This is a genomic window from Deinococcus carri (assembly GCF_039545055.1).
GTDB lineage: Bacteria > Deinococcota > Deinococci > Deinococcales > Deinococcaceae > Deinococcus > Deinococcus carri.
Window position 1 is genome coordinate 90,715 of the sequence record NZ_BAABRP010000007.1, and the last position, 14,448, is coordinate 105,162.

Sequence of the window (14,448 nt, forward strand, 5' to 3'; positions counted from 1 at the left end):
CATGAAGCTCTTCACACCTGAGGAAGACCTGAAGGTGTACGATCTGACCCGTGGTCAGCGAATCTCCCCGTCCCGCCCGCGCCCGCAGCCCCGAGGAGAAGGGCCAGCGGCGCGACGACATCCTGCGCGCGGCTGAGCGTCTCTGGACGACCACGCCCTATGCCGAGCTGAGCATGAACCAGGTGGCCCGCGAGGTGAAGCTGGCCAAGGGGACGCTGTACCTGTATTTCGAGACCAAGGAGGAGCTGTTCCTGGCGCTGCTGGCCGAGCATCTCCAGCGCTGGCTGGAGCAGCTCACGGCGCTGCTCGACGAGCGCCAGCCCCAGACGCCCGACGAGATGGCGCGGGTGCTGCTCCAGTCGGCCCGCGACCAGGAGCCGCTGCGCCGCCTGCTGATCCTGCTGGGCACCGTGCTGGAACGCAATGTACGCCCGGAACTCGCCCGGAAGTTCAAGCAGGAGTTCCAGCGCCTGACCCAGGATGTGGAGGCGCGGCTGCCCTTTGAGCCAGACGTGACCCGCCGCCTGCTGATGCACCTGTACGCCCTATCACTGGGTTGGCAGCAACTGACCGAGAACGCGACCTCCTCGCCCGAGATGCGCGAGCAGGCCGACCTGCCCTCCTTCGAGGAGGAACTCGCCTTCGGCCTGCGCGCGGTGATTGACCGCCTGGTGGCCGGGGGGTAGACCGAAACAGAATCAGGCCCCCGGAGTCGAGCCGGGGGCCTTGACTTGAAAGGGTGAGTGTCCGCCCGATGCAGCAAGGTCGCTGAACCTTGCTGCGTGCCGTCCCTATTCCTTCACGCCGCCCGCGACGGCCCCGCCCACGAAGTACCGCTGGAAACCGTAGAACAGCGCCACGATTGGCAGCGCGCCCAGCATGGCGGCAGCGGCGAACACGCCCCACTTGGTGCTGAACTGCCCCTGGGTGAAGCTCAGCAGCATCACGCCGACCGTCCACTTCTCCACGCCGGTCAGCAGCACGTTCGCCAGGATGAACTCGGCGTAGGTGCCGATGAACTGGTTCAGGAAAATAAAGGCCAGCATCCCGCCCGAGAGCGGCAGCACCACTCGCAGGAAGGTCTGCCAGCGGGTCGCGCCGTCCACCATCGCCGCTTCCTCCAGCGACTCGGGCAGCGACTCCACGTACCCCTTGAAAATCCAGGTGTTGAAGGCGATCGCGCCGCCGCTGTAAGCCAGGATCAGGCCGGTAAAGGTATTGGTCAGGCCCAGCAGCACCATCAGCGCGTACACGGCGACCAGCGCCAGAAAGACCGGGAACATCTGGATGAAGATGAAAAACAGCAGCGTCTGGAAGCGGCCCGGAAAGCGCAGCCGCGCCATCGCGTAGCCGGCGGTCGTGGAGAGCAGAATGGCCAGCACGCCCGTCAGGCCCGACACCAGCAGCGTGTTGCGGACCGACAGCAGGAAGCGGCTCTCGTTGTCCTGCCCGGTGAACTGCGCGGGGGTCACGAACACCACCAGCACGGCCAGCGCGACCGCCAGCACGCGTAGCGCCCAGGTGCGGCCACGCGAGAGGCCCTCCGACTCGCGCCCCAGGCGGCCTACCAGCGCCAGCAGCAGCAGCACGGCCAGCGCCGCCCCGCCCACCACCGCCAGGGCAAGTTGCCAGGCGGGAATCTGCACGCCGTTAAAGAGCCGCGTGAAGTTCTCCAGGCTGAGCTTGCCCACATCGGGCAGCAGCCCCGAGCGGTAGAGGATGTTGGGGTCCCCGAAGTTGGGGAAGGCAAAGAGGCTGTTGCGCGGGTCGAAGGCCGCCAGCAGCACGTAAAAGAGCGGGTAGATGGCGATCAGCACGACCAGAATCAGAAACAGGTGCGTGAGCTGATCCCCCAGCACGGCGAGGTAGCTGATCCTGCGCCCGGTGCGCCAGCGGCCCCACTGCTGCCCGATCAGGCTGGTCAGCGCCAGCACCCCGCAGGCGGCCAGCAGCCCCAGCAGGAACCTCTTCCAGCCGCCCTCCACGAAGTAGATGGTGAAGCTCTTGGGTCGGCCCGCCATGTTCTTCGCCAGGAAGTAGCCCAGCACGCCCAGCACCACCAGCAGGGAGGCCAGCACCAGCCACGGCAGGGCGCGGCGGAGGGGACCGGGTTCGCGATGGACGTAGACCTCGCTGGGCCGTTCGGGGGCCGGTTGCGCCGCGCCCGTCATCGGCGGGCCTCCTCGAACACGCCCGCCGCCCTGAAGTTCACCAGGCTGATCGCCAGCGTCAGGAAGAAGATGATCAGCGCGATGGCGCTGGCGAGGGCGTAGTTCTGCCCGCCCGCCGCGCCGAAGGCATTGTTGTACCCCCACGAGAGCAGGATGTCGGTGCCGCCCGCCGTGCTCTCGTGCCCCGCGACCGGAGGCCCGCCGGGTCCGCCCGGCCCGCCCGCCGTGAGCAGGTAGATGATGGTGAAGTTGTTGAAGTTGAAGGCGAAGCTCGACAGCAGGATGGGGGTAAAGGACTGGCGCAGCAGCGGCAGCGTGATGTTCTGAATCTGCTGCCAGCGGCTCGCCCCGTCGATGCTGGCCGCCTCGTACAGGTCGTCGTTGATGGTACCCAGCGCGCTGATGGTGGCCGTCATCATGTACGGGAAGCCCAGCCAGAGGTTGACCAGCAGCACGCTGATCTTGGCCCACAGCGGGTCGATCAGCCAGGGCACGGCGGCCAGGCCCAGCAGCCCCAGCGTCTTGTTCACGATGCCGAACTGCTGGTTGAGCAGCGCCGCCCACATCTGCACGCTGATCACGGCGGGAATCGCCCAGGGCAGAAAGAGCAGCGTGCGGTAGATGTTGCGGCCCTTGAGACGCTTGTTATAGAGCAGGATGCCCAGGATCAGACCCGCGACGGCATTCAGGACCACCGTGGAAAAGGCGAAGACCACCGTCCAGACGAAGACCGGCCACAGGGCGCTGCTCGCCTTGGCGAAGATCTCGCGGAAGTTCGCCAGCCCCACGGAGTCGTAGCGGTTGAGGCGGGTGGCGGTCGCCACGTCGAAGCCCGGCGCGACCGGCGCGGCGAGCGTGACCGTGCGGCCTGCGGCGCTGGCGATACGTGCCCGCAGGGGCGTGACGGCGTCCTCCTCCAGCAGCACCAGGGTGTCGCCCGCGCAGGTGGCCGCCTTGCACTTCAGGTACGTCTGGACATTCCCACCTTCAGGAATCTCGGCCAGCGTGACGGTGCGGCGGTCGGGCGACAGGGCCGCTTCCGTGCGCACGGCGGAGTCGGGGTTGCCGCTGTTCTGCCCGCTGTAGTTGGTGAAGGCGTAGTTCACGGTCATGATGATGGGCAGCAACGTGAAGGCCGCCAGGAACACCAGCGCGGGAAGCAGGTAAAACCAGTTGGTGATCCAGGGAAAGAGGCGGGCAGTAAGCGGCATCGCCAGCAGCAGCGCGCCCAGCGCGTACACCAGGATCAGGGCGGGCGGGGCCTCGGGAAACACGCTGGCCGTCAGGCCCGACAGCAGCCAGCCGATCAGGGCCGCGCCGCCCACCAGCAGCAGCAGCACGAGGACTGCCAGCAGCACGCCGCTCGCGCCCTCCGGGGGAGCAGCGGCGCGCGGGGACTTGGAACGCAGGGTCGCGGTCATGGGGACAGAAACCTCCAGAACTCAGGAAAGCGGCGAGCCGCAGCACGAAAGAGCAGCGGCAGGAAAGGGCGCTCCTGTCCGCTGCTCTAGGGGGCTATACCAGCCGGAAAGAGGATGCACCGCCCGGAGAGGGAAGCGCATCCTCACGCCTCACTTGATGTTGGCGTTGATTTCCTGAACGGCCTTGTCGAGGATCTGCGTGTAGTTGGGGCTGGGCTTCTGCACGCTCTGGGCGATGGCGTTGGTCCACGGCCCCCACACGGCGCTCATCTCGGGCACGTTGGGCATCGGGGTGCCCATGCTGATGGTCCGGCCGAAGCCCGCGACCACCGGGTCACTCTTGAGCTTGGTGCGGGCCGAGAGGCTCACCGGGATACGCCCGCCGGCCTTGTTGAAGCTCACCTGCGCGTCGCTGCTCACGAGCTGCCGGGCGAACTGCGCGGCGGCGGCCTTCTGCTTGCTGTAGGCGCTGAGCATCACGCCCTGCACGCCCACGAAGGGACTCCACTTGCCGCTCGCGCCGGGAGGGGTGGGGAAGGGCATGATGCCGTAGCTGATGCCCGCCTTCTTGATGTCGCCCATGTCCCAGGGGCCGGTCAGGAACATCGCCAGGCGGTTGTCCAGGAAGGCGCTCTTGGCGGCGTCGCTGCTTACGCCCTCGGGCACCAGGTTGTACTTGTAGCGCAGGTCGTTCAGGAAGGCCGAAGCCTTGTCGGCCCCGGCGTTGGCGAGGCCCACGTCCTTCACGTTGAGGGTGCCGTTATTGTTCTTGAAGACGTAGCCGCCGTAGGCGCTGATGACGCCGTAGTTGCGGTAGGCCTCGCTGAGGTCTTCCAAGTAGCCGAACTTGCCGCCCCCGGTGTTGGCCTGCGCCACCTTCAGGAACTCGTTCCAGCTCGCCGGGGCGTTGGGCACCAGCTTCTTGTTGTAGACCACGGCCACCGACTCCGCGAACATGGGCAGGCCGAACAGCTTGCCCTTGTAGGTCATGGCATTGACCGCCGTCTTGTCGAGGTCGCTGCGGCTGGTGACGTACTTGTCCATCGGCTCGATGACGCCCGCCGCGGCAAACTGCCCGATGCGGTCGTGGGGCTGCGTGACCAGCAGGTCCGGTCCCTGGCCCTTGGGCGCGCTCTGGATGAACTTGTCGGGAATCTGCTCGAAGGGCACGTTGACCAGCTGCACTCGGTTCCCGGTCTTCTTCTCGAAGGCCTGGGCCTGGTCCTTGAGCCACGTCAGCTCGTTTGCAGAGGTGGCACCGAAATGCGTCCACACGGTGAGGGTGGCGGCGCTGGCGTTGCCCAGCAGGGCGAGAGACAGAACAGTCAGTGCTCTTTTCATCCTTGCTCCTTCAGGTGCGGTTGAACCGCTTCCAGTGAATGCGTGTCGCTCTGGCAACCTGCTCAGCCTGCCGCCGGGTGTCCTGCTCGAAAGGAATGACACCGGCAGCGTACATCTTCGCAGCGACCTGGAAAAAGTATAGACGGGTGACAGCCACATGACAATGGATGGGCATGGGCGTTTTTTAACGTCTCAGTCACAAAAAAGCCGCCTTCCTGGACCGACTCCAAACTAGGGGGAGGTTGGAGGTATCTCCTGCCCCCACGCCTGACCGACCGGTCAGGAGAAGTGCTAAACTGGGGGCATGACTGCCACTCCTCCTCCTCTCCCCGGGCAGGCGTCTGTCGGCCGGGCAAAGTTAATCCTGTTCCTGACCATCTTCATCGCCATGCTGGGCCTCAGCGTGCTGTTTCCCATCATCGCTCCGCTGGGTCGGCAGCTCGGCCTGACCGAGACACAGATCGGGTGGTTCTCGACCGCCTACAGTCTGGCGCAGTTCGTGTTCGCCCCCATTTGGGGCAGCCGCAGCGAGCGCGTGGGCCGCAAGCCGGTGCTGCTGCTGGGGCTGGTGGGCTTCTCGCTGAGCTTCGGGCTGTTTGGCCTGCTCGCGTCGCTGGGCGCACAGGGCGTCCTGGCGGGCACAACGCTGTTCGTACTGCTGGTCGCCTCCCGGCTGCTGGGGGGCATCCTCTCCAGCGCCACCCTGCCCACCGCCCAGGCGATGATGGCCGACCTGAGCAGCACTCGTGACCGCGCCGCCGCGATGGGGCTGATCGGCGCGGCCTTTGGCCTGGGCGTGGTGTTCGGTCCGGGGCTGGGTGGGCTGCTCTCGGGCTTCGGGCTGACCGTGCCCATCTTCTTCAGCGCGGGGCTGGGCCTGCTGACCGCCCTGGCCGCCGCCTTTGCCCTCCCCGAGACGCGCCGGGCGGATGCCGCGGCCTCGGCCCCCGGCGACCGCCGCGCGCTGCTGCGCCACCCCGGCATCCTGCTGTTCCTGGCCGTGAGCGCGCTGTACACCCTCGCCAGTGTCGGGATGGAACAGACCATCGCCTTCTATGTGCAGGACACGCTGCGCCTCACGGCGGCCCAGACGGCGAAGACGGTCGGCGGGATGCTCGCCATCTTCGGCCTGCTCGCGGCGGCGGTGCAGGGCGGCGCGATGCGGCCCCTTAGCAAGAAGATCGCTCCCGGCCCGCTGATTGCCGCCGGTCTGCTGGTGATGGGTGCGGGCATGTTCCTGCTGCCGCTTACGTCGACCTACTGGACCATCACCGCCGCCCTCGCCGTTATCGGCATCGGCAGCGCCATCCTCGGCCCCAGCCTCAGCGCCGCGCTGTCTCTCAGCGTGGGAAGCAACGGGCAGGGCGCGGTCGCGGGGCTGAACAGCAGCGCCCTCGCCCTGGGGCGCATGACCGGCCCCCTGATCGGGACCGGCCTGTACCAGAGCGCCGGGCACGCCGCCCCCTATCTGCTCAGCGGCGGTGTCCTGGCGGCCCTGCTGGTCTGGACGCTGATTGCCCGGCCCCAGGTGCGCGGGGCGGAGGGAGCGCAGGTTTGAGGGATGAGTGACGGGTGATGGGTGATGAGCAGGGGCCTTCGGCGTGCGCCGGGGCCTCTGCTTTTTGGAAAAGGCAGGCGGGTGCCTGCTACCCCTCTTCCCGCTGTTGCAAGGGGCGAGGAGGAAACAGCTTCCAGCACGCCCTTTTCTTGCTCATCCCTCATCCCCCACCCCTCATCCCTCTATCCTGCCCCTCATGACTGCCCCCCGCCCCATCTTCAACCCGGCCCGCGCGCTGGCCGTGCGTGTGCTGACGCGCGTGCTGGCGGGCGAGACGTTCGCGGCCCCGGCGCTGGACGCGGCGCTCGCGGAGGCGCGGCTGCCTGCGCGGGACGCGGGCCTAGCGACGCACCTCGTCTACGGCACCCTACGGTATGTGCCGATGCTGGATGCCGCCTTGACCCCGCTGCTCCAGGGCGAGACGCATCCCAAGACGCGGGCGCTGCTGCTGGCCGGAACCTTCGAGAAACTGGTACTGGGCACACCCCCGCACGCGGTCGTCAGCGAGTACGTGAACGTTGCGCGGATGGCCCGTCTGGCCCCGCCCGGTCTGGTGAACGCGGTGCTGCGGCGCGTCGAGCGGCCCGCCGAGACGGAAGAAACCCGCTATGCGCTGCCCGAGTGGCTCATTGCAACCTTCCGCGCGGCCTACGGCGAACGCGCGGACGCCGTGCTGGCCGACCAGCTTCAGCCCCAGCCCCTCTGGCTGAGCCTGTCGGAAGCGGGGGCCAGGACCCTGGAGGCCGAGGGCAGCGTGGTGGAACCCGGCCCGAATGACGTGGACCGCGTGACCCTCGCCCGCCCCCTGCGCGAGACGGCCGCGTACCGCCAGGGGCAGGCCCAGCCCATCAACCCGGCCAGTCTGGGTGTGGTCGACGCGCTCGGGGACGTGGAGAACCGGCACGTCCTCGACCTCGCCGGGGGCGCGGGGGTCAAGGCCGCGATGCTGGCCGCGCGGGGCGCGCAGGTGACGAGTGTGGATGTGGCCGCCCGCAAGCACGCCGCCGCCCGCGCCAACCTGAAGCGTCTGGGCCTGCATGCCGACTTCCTGACGCACGACCTGACCACGCCGCTGAAGGTGCCGCCCGCGCCGCTGGTGCTGCTGGACGCGCCCTGCACCGGCACCGGCACCCTGCGCGCCCACCCGGAAATCAAGCTGCGCCTCACGCCCGGCGCGGTGGCCGAGATGGCCGACCTCCAGGCCCGGATGCTCCCGAACGCCGCTGCACTCGTCGAACCCGGCGGCCTGCTGGTCTACAGCGTGTGCAGCGTGACCCCGCAGGAAGGGGAGGAGGTGGTGCGGACCTTCCTGGCGGCGCATCCCGAGTTCACGCCGGACCCCCTGCCCGACCTGGGCCTGCCCGTCGCGCCCGCCGGGGAGGGGGTGCTGACGGTGCCGGAGGACGGCCTGGACGGCTTTTTCATTGCGCGACTCAGGAGGACGGGGGGCGCGGTGTAGGCGTCACCGGAGCGGCCCGGCGGACGCAAGTGGCGGCCGTGTGAAACGACAAGAGCAGGGGAAGGTTCTCGCTTCCCCTGCTGATGGCTGAAAGCTGACCGCTCCTACAGCCCCAGCGCGGCGTCCAGCGCCACCTCAATCATGCCGTTAAAGGTTTTCTGCCGCTCCTCGGCGGTGGTTTCCTCGCGCGTCACGAGGTGGTCGGAGACTGTCAGGATGGTCAGCGCCCTCACGCCGTACTTGGCGGCCAGGGTGTACAGCCCGGCGGCTTCCATCTCGACGGCCAGCACGCCGTACTGCGCCCAGATTTTGTACTGGTCGAAATCGTCGTGATAGAAGGTGTCGCTCGACATGATGTTGCCGACGTGGGTGGTGAAGCCGCGCTCCTGGGCGATCTGGTAGGCACGCAGCAGCAGGCCGAAGTCGGCAATCGGGGCGAAGTTCTTCTGGCCGAAACGGACATTGTTGATGTTGCTGTCGGTGCAGGCCCCCTGTGCCAGCACCAGGTCGCGCACATGCACGTCCGGCTGGTAGCTGCCGCAGGTGCCCACGCGAATCAGGTTCCGGCAGCCGTAGTCCTGAATCAGCTCGTTCACGTAGATCATCGAGCTGGCGATGCCCATGCCGGTGCCCTGCACGCTGACGCGCTGGCCCTTGTAGGTGCCGGTAAAGCCCAGCATGCCGCGCACGGAGTTGTGCTGCACCGGGTTCTCAAAGAACGTTTCCGCGATGTGCTGCGCGCGCAGGGGGTCGCCGGGCAGCAGGACGGTTTCGGCAATCTGGCCGGTTTGGGCGTTCAGGTGGACACTCATGGGGGACAGGCTAGCAGGTGGGTGCGAAGGCTGCCCCAGCGTGGCTGGCGTCTCTCTGATGAAGGCCGGCTCAAGAGACTGCCCCGAAGTTCGCTCACGGTTCTCAGCCAGCGTGGGAGTCGGAAGCCCGCGCTTCCGGGGAGGTTCAGCATGAACGAGCAGGCTATCCGCGAGGCTGTTGTCCACCGTTACCCGGATACCGAGGTGGTCGAGGCTATGGGCGACTTCTTTTTCTTCGCCTGTGGGCAACTGGATCCGGACCGCCGGATGCCCTTCGCCACCCTCGTCACCAGTGACCCCTACGAGCGGGTCGCCCGGCTGGATCGCCCCGGCGTCTTCCGACTCAATGTCGGCGTGACCCCGGAAACCTACCGCGCGCTGTTCGGGGAACTCCCGCGCGGCGACGGGTCAGCGGTGGTAGAGACGGGGCACGACTTCGCGGCGCTCGACCAGCTCATGCCGCATCCCACCTACGCGCCGATGGGCTGGATAGGCGTCCTCAACCCCGGTGCAGAGACTCTGCAAACCCTCTGGCCGCTGCTGGACGAGGCCCACGCGCGGGCGGCCCGCCGGGTCAGGGCGCGCGCGAATCGCCGGGATTCCGGGGCGTAAGGGCCGCCGCTACCTGTCCACCCAGTCCCCCGCCGCCCACGCCGCGTGCGGCATTCCCGAGGCGAGGATGCCCCGCCGCACCTCCTCCACGTCGTAGGGCACGGTGCGGAAAGTGGACTGCCAGCCGCCCGTTCCACGGTCCAGCAGCAGATATTCGGCGCGGGCCAGGTTCACGTACCGCTCGCCGCGCCGCTCGAAGGGCAGGCCCACACTACCGGGATTCAGGAGCGTCCAGCCGTCCAGCGTCCGCAGCAGAGGCTTGTGGGTGTGGCCGCCGATCCAGACGGGATGCGTTCCATAGCTGGCGCGCAACTCTTCCAGCCGCGTGTCCGGCGTCTGCGCCGTCAGCGCCTCGTTGTCGCGCTCGGGGCTGCCGTGAAAACACAGCAGGTCGGGGCGTTCGGCCACAGGCACGTAGTCGCGCAACACTTCCCGGTCGCTGTCCGTCAGTTGCGCGGCGCTCCAGTTCCCGATTTCCCGCTCGTCCGGGAAGCCGCGCGGCGTGAAGGGGCGGACAGGCTCCAGCATCTCCCGGTCGGCATTCCCCCGCACGACCGGGCACCCCAGCGCCGCCACCTCTGCCACGCATTCGCGCGGCCACGCGCCGTCCATCGCCACGTCGCCCAGGCAGACGAACGCCTGCGCCCGCATGTCCGTGAGGGCGGCCCGCAGGGCGGGGAGGTTGCCGTGAATGTCTCCAAAAACGGCGAGGCGCATAGGGGAAGGGTAACGCTCAGAGCGCCAGCGGCCTCAGCACCATTTGCAGGCCGCCGAAGAGGAGAGTCCGCTCCTCTCCATCTGGCAGGAAGGGTCGCAGCTCCAGGTCGAGCCAGGCCGCCACCTCCTCCGGCGTCTCGCGGCCTCCCTCTGTGGCGACGATGGTGTTGGAATGGGTGAGCAGATAGGCCACCAGCGCGGGCCGGGTGAAGGTCAGCGGGTGCGTGAAGCGTTCCTCGCAAAAGGAGAAGCCCGCCTGCCGCGCCTCCGCCACACCAAAGCCGTAGCCATATGCGGAACGGTGCCGGGGTGGGGCCGGGTAGCGTAGCCCATACGCCTGCACGAACGCGGCGAAATCCTCCCGCCCCGGCATCTGCCCCAGGAAAAAGAGGTCATACAGGAACAGCACCCCTGTCGGCCCCAGGGTGCGCCGCGCCTCGGTCAGAAAGGCTTTCTGGTCGAACCAGTGAAAGCCCTGGGCGACGGTCAGTACGTCAAGGGTGTGGTCGGGCAGGGGCAGTGCCTCGGCTCTCGCCTGCGCATAGAGCACGCGCGCGTGCGGAGCGGCGTGGGCCAGCATCGCTTCAGAGGTGTCATACGGGATTGCTCTGATTCCCGGACATCTGGGAAAGCGCCAGATGTCCGTCCATCGCCGCAACCCCGTAGTTTTTGCTGCTCGCTCCGCTCGGTTGATTCCTTAGGAATCAACGCAATTTAGTATCAAAGGACAGCACGAGTTCTACCACCTCTGCCAGAGCGACACTCGACAGGCCTGTACCGCACGCACGTCCGCCCCCAGCCTTCGCCCGGTCAGCAGGGGGACGAGCCGCTCCATGAACAGCGGATGGAAGAAGGGCCGTCCGGCAGCGTAGCGGGCCGCCGCGTCCTGCCCCTTAGGGCGGCGCTCCGTTACGTTGCCGCGTGTCCTGGGCGGCAACTCCACTGCGCGCCGCCCTCATCACGGTTTCTCACTCCGTTCGGCCCAGAAAGGTTCGGCAACCTTTCTGGGCACCGCCCTAAAGGGATTGACGACCTGGGACATGCGCACAGTGTAGAAGGAATGTCGTCGTCTTCTGGAAATGGTGAGGTACAGGAGTCAGGTTGCTCGCCTACACGCTCACCAGCCCCAGCTGAATCCCCCGTGCCACCGCCGCTGCGCGGCTCTGCACGCCCAGTTTGGAATAGACGGCCTGCACGTGGAACTTCACGGTGCTTTCGGTCACGCCCAGTTCGCGGGCGGCCCGCTTGTTGCTCAGGCCCTCGGCCAGCAGGGCCAGCACGTCCCGCTCGCGGGGGGTCAGGGTCACGTCGCCGGTCAGGGGCAGGTCCTCCTCCTCGTCTTCTTCTGCGCTCAGGGACGGAGGGGGCAGCAGCGTGGGCGGCAGCACCGCGAGGCCCGCCGCCGCGCCCAGAACCCCGGCCAGCAGTTCGGCGGGCGTGGCGTCGGAGGGCAGGGCGGCCCAGCCCCCCGGCGCGACCTCCGGCAGCACCCCCGCCCAGGCGACCGACCCGACCGCGACCACCGCGCCCGCCTGGGCGAGTTCGGCGCTGCGGCCCAGCCAGGCGTCGTCCACGACCAGCACGGTCCCGCCCTCCTCCACCACGCTCACGCCCACACTCGCCAGCAGGGCACGCACCCCCGCCGCCACCAGGGGCGACCCCAGGGCCAGTTGCACGGTCGGGAGTGTGGAAGCGGGCACCATAGCCGATGCTACCGGGGAGGCGGGGGCGGGGGACGGCATGGTTCAGCGTTCTCCCACGGTCACGGTGAGGTCCGTTTCCTGGCCGCCGCGCAGCACACGCAGGCGGAGCGGCTCTCCGGCCCGCTCGCGCACGCGCTCCAGCAGTTCGCGCGGGTCGCGCATGACCTCGCCGTCCAGGGCCAGCAGCACGTCCCCGACCAGCAACCCGGCCTGCGCGGCGGGGCTGCCTTCCTCCACCTGCACGACGGTCAGGCCGACCCTGCCGCCCCGGCCACGCGGTCCCCAGGGTCCGCCCCGACCCCCGCGACCCCACGGCCCGCGCTGGTCCGGTCCCCAGCCCTGCGGCCCCCGACGGTCGGGACCGTGGCGGTGCGGGCCACCCCTCCCGCGCCGGGCTTCATGCGCCTCTTCGCCCTGCTCTGCCTGGGCGGGGTCCGGGAAGTGGACGGGCTGTGTCGCCAGGCCCAGGTAGCCGCGCGGCATCCGGCCACTCGCGGCGAGGGCTTCGGCAGTCCGCAGGGCGTGGGCGACCGGCACGGCCAGCAGGGTGCCCCGCTGCACACCCGCGTTCAGCACACCGACCAGCCCGCCGCGCGCGTCCACCAGCGCGCCGCCCGACACGCCCCGGAAAGGCGCGGCCCCGGCGTGCAGCCAGCCGCGCAGCAGGCCGCGTTCGGGCGCACCTGCCCGCTGCATCAGGCCCAGGCTGACCTGAAGGCCGTGCGGCGGGCGGCCCACCGCGAGCAGCAGTTCGCCCAGGCGTGCCCCCGCGCTGGGCGTGAAGGGCGTCACGTTCAGCCCCTCCACCCGCACCAGGGCGAGGTCCGTTACCGGGTCACGGCCCAGCACGGTTCCTGGCCGTTCCTGGCCGTCCGCCGTCCACACGCTCACCTCGTCGCCGTGCAGGACGTGCGCGACCGTCAGCACCTGCTCGTTTGCAATGACCGTGCCGCTGACCGGGCCGCCGCCCATCACCGTCACCACACTGTTTCCCGCCGTTTGCGCGGCGTCCGCTATCCCTGCCGAAATCTCATCAAAGTTCGTCATGCCCCTATGGTGCGGCGCAGGCCCGGAAAACACGCCGGGCGAATGGCGGGGCGCGGAGCCTGGCCGAATGGGGGGGCCGAAGGGGGAGGGGCGCTATTCAGTCAGGCCGGGTGAGCACATACCACACCGTCTCCACCAGTTCTCCCCGGTAGCTGTCCGGCCCGCCCACCCCGGTTTCCCGAAAGCCCAGCCGCCGCATCAGCGCGTGCGAGCGCAGGTTGGGGGCGTGAACCTCGGCGGTGATGGTGTCCAGGCCGAGCGTATGGAAGCCGTGCGCGAGCATCCGCTGCCCCGCCGCCGTCCCCAGTCCCCGGCCCCACCACGCCCGCTCGCCTATAGCGATACCGAACTCGCCGGAAATCGGCGTCAGGTTCGCCAGGTCTACATACCCGGTCAGCCGCCCCTCCACCTCCACCCCCAGCCGCAGGAAGTCCGGCCCGGCCCCCACGATGATTCGCGCCCAGTGTTCCCGAACCTTGCGGGGCGCGAGGCCGACCGTCCACCCCGTCGCCAGGCAGAATTCGCGGTCGGCGGCCCAGCGGACGGCTGCTTCCTCGTCGCCGGGCTGGAGGGGGCGCAGGGTTACTCCGGCCACAGGTCCCCCAGAATCTCCGCCGCCTTGCCTTCCCGCCCCCGGTGCGCGCCCTCGCCGGCCCAGAGGCTCAGGAACTCGGCCCGGCCCGCGCTGGCGGCGGCCGTTCGCAGCGGGCGGGTCAGGCCATTCTGGAGAGGATAGGGGAGAGGCCGCCCCACCTCTGCCGTCACCCGGTTGGCGAGGCCGCGTGCCAGACGCCCCGAAAAGGCCCGTGTGAGCGTCGTGGCTCCCGGTTGCGCCGCCGCCAGGGCCGACCGGTACGGCGCGGAGGTGCCCGCCTCGGTCGCCCGCAGAAAGGCCGTGCCGCACTGCACGAGGCTCGCCCCGGCATCCAGCGCTGCCCGCACGTCCGCCGCGTTCATCAGGCCGCCCGCCGCAATGACGGGAAGGGCCACAGCCTCCGCCACCGCCCGCGTCAGCGCCAGTGTGTCCGCCAGTTCGTCCTGGCCCCAGCCGCCCCGGTGCCCCCCTGCCGCACCGCCCTGGGCCACCACCGCGTCCACACCGTCTGCTGCCAGGGCGCGGGCTTCCTCTACCCCGGTCGCCGTGCCGATGACCAGCGTTCCCGCCGCTTGCAGAGCCGCCATCTCTGGCCGCCCCAGTCGCCCGAACGCGAAGGAAAAGACGGCGGGCTTGACCTCCAACACCGCCTCAAACTGTGCCTCAAAGTCCTCCCGCACGCGCTCCGGCAGGGCGGGCGGGGGCAACTCCAGCTCCGCGTGCAGCGGCACGAGGTCGGCCACCGCTGCCGCCACCTCTTCCTCCGTGACGGCGGGCCGGGGTTCGGGCACGAACAGGTTCAGCGCGAAGGGGCGGTCCGTCAGCCTCCGCACCGCTCCCGCCGCCTCCCGAAGCTGCGCCGGGGTCAGGTAAGCCGCACCCAGGCTCCCCAGGCCACCCGCCTGCGATACCGCCGCTGCCAGTTCGGGCGTACTCGGGCCGCCTGCCATCGGGGCCTGGACGATGGGCACGCGCAGGCCCAGGCGCTGCATCAGGGGATTCATGGGGACAG

At 69.1% G+C, this 14,448-nt stretch carries 14 protein-coding genes; 4 read left to right on the plus strand and 10 right to left on the minus strand.

Going from position 1 to position 14,448, the window contains the following annotated elements; genetic code table 11:
* Window positions 1–50 precede the first annotated feature (50 nt).
* Window positions 51–686 carry a TetR/AcrR family transcriptional regulator gene (locus ABEA67_RS10680; RefSeq protein ID WP_345464944.1) on the plus strand — a complete coding sequence of 212 codons (636 nt, stop codon included), beginning with the start codon at window positions 51–53 and terminating at the stop codon, window positions 684–686.
* A gap of 105 nt (window positions 687–791) precedes the next feature.
* Here the strand turns inward: ABEA67_RS10680 and ABEA67_RS10685 are convergent, their stop codons facing one another.
* The 3 genes from ABEA67_RS10685 to ABEA67_RS10695 form a co-directional block, all read right to left on the minus strand.
* Window positions 792–2,171 (minus strand): sugar ABC transporter permease, encoded by a 1,380-nt coding sequence (locus ABEA67_RS10685; protein WP_345464946.1) that lies wholly within the window; start codon window positions 2,169–2,171, stop codon window positions 792–794.
* Entirely contained in the window at window positions 2,168–3,592 is a 1,425-nt protein-coding gene (locus ABEA67_RS10690) for an ABC transporter permease subunit (protein ID WP_345464948.1), read from the minus strand. The genes ABEA67_RS10685 and ABEA67_RS10690 overlap by 4 nt, the downstream gene beginning before the upstream one ends.
* 150 nt (window positions 3,593–3,742) lie before the next feature.
* Window positions 3,743–4,933, minus strand: coding sequence for a sugar ABC transporter substrate-binding protein (locus ABEA67_RS10695; RefSeq protein WP_345464950.1), 1,191 nt, complete (start codon window positions 4,931–4,933; stop codon window positions 3,743–3,745).
* Between the two features lie 304 nt (window positions 4,934–5,237).
* Here ABEA67_RS10695 and ABEA67_RS10700 point away from each other — a divergent pair, with 304 nt between their 5' ends.
* Together ABEA67_RS10700 and ABEA67_RS10705 are read left to right on the plus strand one after the other, a co-directional pair.
* A complete protein-coding gene (locus tag ABEA67_RS10700; protein WP_345464952.1) occupies window positions 5,238–6,491 on the plus strand; it encodes an MFS transporter in 1,254 nt (417 codons plus the stop codon).
* Between the two features lie 196 nt (window positions 6,492–6,687).
* Window positions 6,688–7,950 (plus strand): RsmB/NOP family class I SAM-dependent RNA methyltransferase, encoded by a 1,263-nt coding sequence (locus tag ABEA67_RS10705; RefSeq protein WP_345464954.1) that lies wholly within the window; start codon window positions 6,688–6,690, stop codon window positions 7,948–7,950.
* A 104-nt stretch (window positions 7,951–8,054) separates the two neighbouring features.
* Here ABEA67_RS10705 and deoD read toward each other — a convergent pair whose 3' ends face one another.
* The gene (gene deoD, locus ABEA67_RS10710; protein ID WP_345464955.1) at window positions 8,055–8,762 is read right to left on the minus strand and encodes a purine-nucleoside phosphorylase; all 708 of its coding nucleotides are present in this window, start codon (window positions 8,760–8,762) and stop codon (window positions 8,055–8,057) included.
* Window positions 8,763–8,912: 150 nt separating this feature from the next.
* Here deoD and ABEA67_RS10715 point away from each other — a divergent pair, with 150 nt between their 5' ends.
* A complete protein-coding gene (locus tag ABEA67_RS10715; protein ID WP_345464957.1) occupies window positions 8,913–9,374 on the plus strand; it encodes a DUF6194 family protein in 462 nt (153 codons plus the stop codon).
* Window positions 9,375–9,383: 9 nt separating this feature from the next.
* Here the strand turns inward: ABEA67_RS10715 and ABEA67_RS10720 are convergent, their stop codons facing one another.
* The 6 genes from ABEA67_RS10720 to ABEA67_RS10745 all read right to left on the minus strand — a co-directional run bounded on the left by ABEA67_RS10720 (window position 9,384) and on the right by ABEA67_RS10745 (window position 14,440).
* Window positions 9,384–10,091 (minus strand): metallophosphoesterase family protein, encoded by a 708-nt coding sequence (locus ABEA67_RS10720; RefSeq protein WP_345464959.1) that lies wholly within the window; start codon window positions 10,089–10,091, stop codon window positions 9,384–9,386.
* A 16-nt stretch (window positions 10,092–10,107) separates the two neighbouring features.
* A complete protein-coding gene (locus tag ABEA67_RS10725; protein WP_345464961.1) occupies window positions 10,108–10,671 on the minus strand; it encodes a class I SAM-dependent methyltransferase in 564 nt (187 codons plus the stop codon).
* A 529-nt stretch (window positions 10,672–11,200) separates the two neighbouring features.
* Window positions 11,201–11,794: a helix-turn-helix transcriptional regulator gene (locus tag ABEA67_RS10730; RefSeq protein ID WP_345464963.1), complete on the minus strand. Its 594-nt coding sequence runs from the start codon at window positions 11,792–11,794 to the stop codon at window positions 11,201–11,203.
* Window positions 11,795–11,836: 42 nt separating this feature from the next.
* The gene (locus ABEA67_RS10735; RefSeq protein WP_345464964.1) at window positions 11,837–12,841 is read right to left on the minus strand and encodes a S1C family serine protease; all 1,005 of its coding nucleotides are present in this window, start codon (window positions 12,839–12,841) and stop codon (window positions 11,837–11,839) included.
* A 97-nt stretch (window positions 12,842–12,938) separates the two neighbouring features.
* Entirely contained in the window at window positions 12,939–13,436 is a 498-nt protein-coding gene (locus tag ABEA67_RS10740; RefSeq protein ID WP_345464965.1) for a GNAT family N-acetyltransferase, read from the minus strand.
* Window positions 13,424–14,440: an NAD(P)H-dependent flavin oxidoreductase gene (locus ABEA67_RS10745; protein WP_345464966.1), complete on the minus strand. Its 1,017-nt coding sequence runs from the start codon at window positions 14,438–14,440 to the stop codon at window positions 13,424–13,426. Before ABEA67_RS10745 ends, ABEA67_RS10740 begins: the two co-directional genes overlap by 13 nt.
* Window positions 14,441–14,448 lie beyond the last annotated feature (8 nt).